The organism is Gemella taiwanensis (genome assembly GCF_054054385.1).
Window position 1 is genome coordinate 1 of sequence record NZ_JBSMTL010000022.1, and the last position, 5861, is coordinate 5861.

Here is a 5861-nt window from a genome sequence, read left to right on the forward strand (position 1 = left end):
TAGTTATGTTGTATGTGAATTCTTCATCTCGATTTTGTAGTGTTTCACTTGCTTTTCCATTTACATCTTTCTTGATCTCTGGTTCGCTTGGTGTTGGTGGTGTTACTGGTACTACGTTTGAGTCTTTATGATATTTTGGATCATTGTTAATATCATATGAAGCTTTGTTTGGTACTTGTATTTTATCACTAGTTATATAGTTAGATAGGTTTGCTCCCTCTCTAATTTTGGCTTTGAATGTTACTTCAATTACTTTTCCGGCATCCCCTTTTACAGACTCCTCTGTAAATGAAACTTGCAGTTTTTGACCTTTTATATTAATAGTCGCTTTATTTCCAGCATCTTTACCATCAATTTTTACTACTGTATTACCTTTTTCTCCTACAAATTGTAATACTTCTTTTAATTCATCCGTAATTTCAAATATGTTAGCATTATTAGGCATTTGCGTAGTTATTGTATATGTAAACTCATCATTACGGTTTGGTAAGTCATAATGATTCGCTTCATTTACTTTTTTAGAAATTTCCGGTTTGCTTGGTGGTGGTGTTACTGTTACTGTATTTGAATCTTTATTGAATTTATTATCAATATGATATGTTGCCTTATTAGGAACTTTTTTCTCTGTATATTTAGAGATGTTAGCTCCTTGTTTTACTTTAGCAACAAATTCTACTACTACTGCTTTTCCACCTTTTGTTCGAACTTGCTCATCTGATAATTTAACCGTTAATGTTTGTCCTTTTATAGTAATATTACTATTATCTATAAAATCATTTTCTACTTTTGCTGAAACTGGAGTACCATTATTTCCGAATTCTAATTCATCTACTAATGTATCTGTGATAGAAAATTCAGTTGCATTCATTGGAACTGTTGTTTCAATTTTATAAGTGAATACTTCTTCTGGCTCAGTCAAATTAACATGTCCTTGGTTATTTACTTTTTTAGTAATACCTGGCTCATTTGGTTTTGGTGGTGTAACCGTTACTGGTTGTGATTCTTTATTAAATTTTGGTTCATCACTTAAATTAATTTTATATTTAGCTGTATTTGGAACTCTAACCACATCTTCTGTAGTGAATTCTGTTAATTCTTCTGCTTTCAAATTATCTTTAAGTCTTGCTTTAAATTTAACTACTACATTTTTACCAGCTTTGTTTTTCACTTGGTCATCTGATAATTTGACAGTAAGAGTTTTACCTTCAGTCTTAACATCAGTAATTGTTTCTCCGTCTACAGTTGCTTCTATATCTGCTGCACCTTTAAACTCTAACACATCTTTTATAGTGTCTGTTACTTCAAATGCTGTCGCATGTTTTGGAACTTGTGTTTCAATTTTATAAACAAATTCTTGTGTTAACGATGTTAAATCCTCATGAGTTTTATCATTTACTGTTTTTGTAATTGGTGGCTCACTTGGTGGCGGTGGCGTTACTGTTACTGGTGGTGTTTTTGGTGTTTCTTTTGGTTCACCATTAGCGTCTGTTTGATTAAAAATTACTGTTGCTTCATTAGGTATTTTTTTCTCTGTTACTCCATCTTTTATTTTTGCTGGAATTACTAATTCTACTTCTGCAACTCCTTTTAGATTTTCAAAATGACCTTCTTTTACTTTTGCCACTACTGTATTAGTCGCTTTATCATATGTTACATCGAAATGTTCTGCATTTCCGCCTTTTATTGATGCTTGTTTTCCTTCTTGTAATTCAAGTCTATCATCTAATTTATCTTTAATACCGTATTGTTTATATTCAGCTATATTACCTGGTAACTTAGATTTTATATTATAGTTATAGGCATTTTCACTTGCTGAGTTTATTACTAAATCATCTAATGTTTCATTAATTTTCTTAGTTGGTGCACTTGGTGGTGGTGTTACTGTTACAGGTGGCGTTTCTAATTTCTTAGGTTCACCTGTTGCATTTGTTGTATTATAAAATACTTTGGCTATATTAGGTATTTTTTCACGAGAAACTCCATCTTTTATTTTTGCTGGAATTTCTAACTCTATAATACTCTTACCTGTCAATTGATTGAAATGACCATCTTTTACTTTGGCAGTCACTGTTCTAGTTGTACTGTCATAACTTACGTCAAAGTGTTCTGCAACTTCACCTTTAATAGTTGGATTCTTACCTTCTTGTAATTCTAAATCTTGATCTAAAACATCTTCAATTTTGTATATATTATAGGCATCTATATTACCTGGTAATGTAGTTTTAATATTATAATTATAAGCATTATCTTTTTTATCCCATGATGGAATATTTAAATGATCTAACGTGTTATTGATTTTTTTCGTAACAGTTGGTTCATTTGGTGTTACGTAAACTGTTTTAGATTCTGTTGGTTGATTATTTAATTTTACAGTAGCCTTATTAGGTATATTAATAACTCCATTATCATCTTTAAATCTATCTATATTTGCACCATCTTTAATTTTCGCTTTAATTTCAATATGAATTTGAGCTGGGCCATTGTTTCCTTTATTCGCATTTTGAATAGCTCTGTTTAACTTAGGTGTGATATCATTTTTAACCAATGATAATTTTACTAAGTTATTTTCTACAGTAATATGATCTTTTAAATCTGTAATTTCTTTATTGTTAACCATTACCTTAATGTCAGCTTTATTTACTTCTAATTCAGGTTCAAGTTGGTCTTCAATAGAATAGCTATCCATTAGTCCTGGCCATGAAGATTTAATATCATAGATAAACTTATCATAACGTTGTGGTAAGTAATAATGTTCTCTTCCTTGATCCACTGTTTCGCTTTCGCCACGTACTTTTTTATCTATATCTGTTTTTACCGGTGGTACAACAAACACGTTATTTGAACGTCTTACTTGTGCTGTGTCATCACTTGGATTATTCGTTTCTCCATTCCATTTTATAGAGGCTTGGTTTCTTAATCCATATCCATCGTTTTCCTGAAGAATTTTAATATAGTCTTTTTGACTCTTTTCATACGGATATTCATCTTTTATCTTAACTTTCACATGTAATGTGTATTTTTTAAACTTATGTCCTCCATAGTTTCCTTCATCTACACTGTCTGTTTTTGTTCCCGGTTTTTGAGGAATATCAGCTACTACAACTGTTCGTTCTTTCTTAGTGACAGAATCAGTTTCATTAACTTTCCTAATTGTAAAGTCAGTTAATCTTTGAGTTGAGCCCGTTTCAGTTACATATGCATCAATTACATCCAGTCGATAATCTATTGGATCTATAAGCATAGCATTTTTTTCAAAGTTAAGTGGAATATGATTCATTCTGTAATCAACTGTATAATCAAATTCTTCTCGAACATCATCCAATACTGCTCCATAAGATTTTTTTCCTTCTAAAACAGGATCATTGATATCTGCTTTGTCATTAGTAGTATTTTTATCTTTAATTTCTTTTTTAACGTTTGGATAACAATATTTCAATGAATTAACTTTTACTGTTCGTTCCTCTTTTGAACCGATTAAATCTGTTTGGTATTTCCCTACATGGAAACGTCCTACTAACTCACCAACTTTTTTATCTTCTGTTGTAGGAGTATAATCATCAGCTGGCGGTACTTCCTCATCTTCACTCAGGTTAGGTTGTTCTACAGTATTTACTAACTCATAATCAAATTTATTTTCTCCTGGATTAAAAGCTGCATCAGGTACTGAAATAGTGACATTATTACCATCTTGTTTTATAGTTCCACGAATTTCATGTTCTTTATCAATAGTTTCCTTGTCGACTACTTTCTTATGATTTATACTCACTGATTTTACTCTATAACCTTCTGTGACTGTAAAATCACCTTGTACATTTTCCTTAATCAACGCATTACCTACAGAAGCTAATACTTTATTAGAAAATGCTTGAATATCATTTTGTTCATTAACATAGAATGTTGCATTTTTCCCGTTAATTACTTTATCAGGAGAAGCTAAACTTCTAAGTGCTGTTGAGAATATTTCACGAACAGATCTATTATCACCAAAATTTATTCCAGTGTCTCTAAAACCATTATCATAAATATTATAATATTGTCCATATGTAGTTAATTTTTTTAAATCTTCCCAGAAACCTACTACAACAGAACCTTTTTCTCCTACAGCTTGTTTAAGTTTAGCACCTACTTTAGTAAGTTCATCCGCTCTTGCTAGGATATTTGAAGATCCTTCCATTTGTTGATAATCTAGTGGATCAATACCATATTTTTCTAATAATTTATCATTTCTCTTACCTGAATATTCAATAACAACTTTACCATCTTTACGAACACCATTGGCTACTCCGTCTGTAATAAGAAGGAATACTGTTTTTCTATCATTATTCATATTCCCTTTTACGCTATTATACTTATTTATTATATCCTCAATAGCTGGAACAGTTGGAGTTCCTCCACGTGTTGTAATAGAATTAATAAAGTTATGGATAGCAGTTTTATCATTTGTTAAATTACTAGATTCTAGAGTATACTTACTTCCATCCCATGTACCTTCTCGATAATCCCCAGTAAAATTAGTATCAGTTTCATATTTAGTTACCCAGTTGTTTATAGAGTTATCCCACCAGAGAATATCATTACCTGAATAAGAATACCAAGTTCTTTTTTCCGGATCATAATTTCTTCCACTAGTATCTACATATGAACTAGCTGATGGTTGCTGTTGTTTATCATAAAGTCTATATCCGTCTAAATCTTTGAAACTCGCTACCATTACACGGTCAGTAGTATCTGGGTCACCTGTAAATACTAAACGAGGATTATCAGGATCATAATTAATTGCATCTACTGGAGTTGTTAATTGCGAAAGAGCAGCTTTAACATTTCCAATTGTATTTTCAAACGATCCACTAGCATCTTGTAGAATAACAAGATCTATCGGCTTTCTTGGGACCGCCCAATGGGTTTTATCTTTTTTCTTAACTACAATATCACACCCTTTTTGTGCTACTGTAATATTATCACCTAAAGATTGAATATTATGTATTAAATCGTCATCTACAGCTCGTGCTATATGTTGTGTTGTCTTTAGCCACGGGGAAAACAACGTAAATATTACAGATAGTGCTAAGAATACTTTAAACAGTTTTCTTAAATCTTTTCTTTTAAAAATATACCTTTCCTTTGACATGTCTACTCCTCTATTCTATCTTTTTTTTCGTTTGAATATTGTAAGTACACCTGCTATTATTAATGTAAATATACCTGCAATGAATGTATTAATTTGTGAAATACCTGTTAACGGTAATTTACCTTTATTACTTTCAATTTTTGCATCTTTATTGATATCTTTAACTGATGTACCTTTAATACTTTCAGTTTTTTCATCTTTATTGATATCTTTAACTTTTGAATTTTCTTCATTACGAGTTGTATTTGTTTTTGGATCTAACGTTCCAATTTCTAAAATTTGATTTTTAGCCTCTTTTTCGATCTCAGTAGATACAACTGTTCTTTTTTCTTTCCCAGCAATTATTTCTACTTTAGAAAATACTTTTCGTGTTCCATTTTCTCCAGAAGCAATTTCTCTTTGTACACCTTTTTCTAACTTATTATTGTATCTTTTTTCTACAGAAAATGGGATTTCTTCTGTAGAAATTTCTAATCTTGGTTTCTCTTCTACAAGATTTTGTACCCCTTCTTCAGGTGTTACACTGAATTTCTCCCTTGGTACTGGTTTAAAATCAGGTGTTGGAGTCGGTGTTACTACTGTTCCGCCTGGAGCAATAGTTTTTTCTTTTGTTCCTACTAGGACTACTTTGTTTACTGGTTGTTTCGTTACTTCTTCTTTTACTTTCGTTCTAGTATTCGCTACTTCTTTATTTTCTTTGAATTTAGCTTTGTAAGTGATGGTTTTTACTCCC

The 5861-nt window shown here is 31.2% G+C and carries 2 protein-coding genes; both read right to left on the minus strand.

The features are described from left to right. The coding region (locus tag ACWOA3_RS08805) for an isopeptide-forming domain-containing fimbrial protein (protein ID WP_456885424.1) at positions 1-5128 on the minus strand (5128 nt) is incomplete at its 3' end. A 15-nt stretch (positions 5129-5143) separates the two neighbouring features. Next, positions 5144-5861 (minus strand): G5 domain-containing protein (locus tag ACWOA3_RS08810; RefSeq protein ID WP_456885426.1); only part of this gene is annotated, 718 nt, incomplete at its 5' end.